At 45.9% G+C, this 2,894-nt stretch carries 1 protein-coding gene; it reads right to left on the minus strand.

Annotated features, from left to right (window positions below; all coding sequences use genetic code 11):
• On the minus strand, window positions 1-2,625 hold a 2,625-nt coding region (locus ACWVCM_RS00800), incomplete at its 3' end, for an adenylate/guanylate cyclase domain-containing protein (RefSeq protein ID WP_455199790.1).
• Between the last annotated feature and the right edge of the window lie 269 nt (window positions 2,626-2,894).

Raw genomic sequence — 2,894 nt, forward strand, 5'->3', positions numbered from 1 at the left:
GCTGCCCAGTGCGGCAGCCAGTGTATCGTGGCCGTATATCGACATACGATTAGGTGCAAAATCATCTTCGATGGCACCAAGCACATGAGTAAGGTAATGTTCTGCGCTGGTAAGATCACCGCGCCAAAAAGAGGTTGCCCCTAAGGTGCGTTGCGCCTCCAGAGAAAAAACTGGATTTGAATCTTCTGAAGCAATTGTTTGAAGTTGAACCGCTAAATCCTGCGCGGTATCCAGGTCAGCACGCACCAGATAGAATTCCCATAGCCCGCATAGAATAGGAAAAGTGGCCGAAGAACTTCCAATATGGCGGCTCAGATCATAAGCGCGACCATACGCCGACTGTACTTCATCGGCAGCATATCCTTTCAGTAACATATAGGCGAGGCCCAGGGATGCCTGAATCTGCAATTCTTTTTCGGCGTTTTCAGGTGTGTCGGACAGGTTTTTCAATGCCTGCAACGCGCTGCTCAGGTGTACCGTTGCATCGGCATTGGCTGAACGTTGTATCGCCATTCGTCCCGCCTGCATCCAGTGTTGTACGGCGCTTTCATAGTCTCCCGCTTCATTACAGTGGCGAGCCATGATTTCAGGGTTTTCCTGAATCTTTTCCGGAAATTGTGTGGCAAGTACTTCAGCAATTTTGCGATGGTATTGCTGCCGGGTTTTCCTTAACAGTGACTGGTAAGCCACTTCGTGAACCAGGGCATGACGGAACGTATAGGAGGCCGCCGGTGGCAATCCACGCTGATACAATAGTTCGTGAAATACCAGATGTGATAATTGTTGGTTCAAATCTTCATAAGCGCCGCCGGTAACTGCCTTCAACAGGGTATGGGCGAATTCTCTTCCCAGTGTCGCACTGAGTTGCGCCAGTTCTTTCGCTGGACCCAGTTTGTCAAGACGTGCCATTAGTGAATCCTGTAATGTGGAAGGTATGGCGAGATTGGCTGCTGGCCTGACCAGTTCATAATGCTCATGGGTTTCTTTTAACAAATCTGATTCCAGCACCATTTTTGTTAGTTCTTCGACAAAGAAAGGTGTGCCGTCAGTTTTGGAAAGTATTTCATTAAACACAGAAACGGGCAGCTCTTTATTTTTTGCGATCCAGCGTACCATGTGACCAGACTGTTTGCGGGTCAGGCGATTTATCGAGATATGAGTAATATGGGAGCGCGGTGCCCAGGGCGGTGTAAATTCCAGTCGATAGGTTAAAAGTACAAAAATATTCGATGTAGGCACCTGATCAAGTAGTAATCCCAGTAATTCAATGGTTGTAGGATCTACCCAATGTAAATCTTCAATCATAATTACAACCATGCGTTGCGATGCCATACCGAGTACGACGCCAAGCAGGGCTTCCAGGATCTTTTGTTTACGTTGTTGTGGGGTAATTTGCGGTATGGGATAACGATCTTTTTCCAGAGGGATTGATAATAGCTCTGCTAATAAAGGTACGCTTTCCGACAATGGTACGCCAAAAGCCGCTAGCGGTGACTCCAGTTGCTTGATTTTCTCTTCATCCGTGGAACACTTATCGAATTCAAGTACGTTATGTAATACGTTTACGACACAATGCAGGAAACTGTTTTTATGGTAGGGTGATCCCCAGCACTCAAAAAAACAAATATCATCTTCAGCAACAATTTCGCGTAACAGTTGCACGAGACGTGATTTACCGATACCGGCTTCACCACTTAACAAAACAGCCTGACCTTGCCCGGACTTCGCCTGTTCAAAGCGATCTACGATCAGCGCGGATTCCTGTTCCCGACCAATCAATGGAACCTGGTTAAATGCCGTTTCCATTGTTGGTTTGTTGGTAGATGATTCTATATCTATTACTTTATAAATCGTGAACGGATGAGTGAATCCTTTCAATTGATGCTCCCCCATGCTGGAGCAGCTAATTTTTGATTGTACGAGTCTATGGGTCGCATCACTGATTAATACCGAGTTACTTTCGGCCAGGTCCTGCAGACGAGCGGCAACATTAGGTGTCGTGCCCATCGCTAATGAACGTTTATCATCACTGCCGATTTCTCCAACGACAACCAGTCCGGTATGAATGCCTACCCGAATTGAAAGGCTAATGCCTTTTTCCTTTATTAGGCGCTTATTAAGTTGCTGAATGCTGTATATAAGCTCCAGGCCGGTTTGTACGGCACGTATAGCATCGTCTTCATTGGCCTTGGGGTAACCAAAATAGGTAAGCACGCCATCCCCCAGGTATTGAGCAATATGACCTTGATACTGGTTAACAACCTTTTGGCAGGTGTCGCGGTATTCTCCCATGATGTCGCGTAAATCTTCCGGATCAATATGCTCAGAAAGCGCGGCAGAACCCACGACATCACAAAACATGACAGTTAACTGGCGCCGTTCTGCTTGTGGATGAGATGCAATGGTATGTGAAGAAACAGGATCAGTTTTTGATTTGGCAGTTGTGGTTTCGTCGACGTCGTTACTGGTCTGAGCTTCCAGCGGATTCCCGCAGCTGCCACAAAACTTAAAACCTGCAGGATTCTCAAATTGACATTTGGAGCAAACGGGTACGAGCGAGGTGGCACATTGGCCGCAAAATTTCATACCTTCCGGATTTTCAAATCCGCAGTTTGTACAACGCATGGGACTTCCACCAAAATAATTTCGAATTTCAGCAACACAATAGCAGGACTTTATTAGGATATTATTATTCTTGTGGGGGTGGTATTTCTCCCCTAGAAGCGATTTTACGCATTTACACCATTATCGCAATGACTATAAATGTATTCGTGCAAATAATTAGTATGAAAATTTGAAAATCGTATGAATATCAAGGATTCACATCGGAGTGTATTAACGAACATTTTTCTGCAGGCAATACAGGCAGTCAATGGCGAGCGTTGTGTTGAACA

Source organism: Kaarinaea lacus (genome assembly GCF_975902315.1).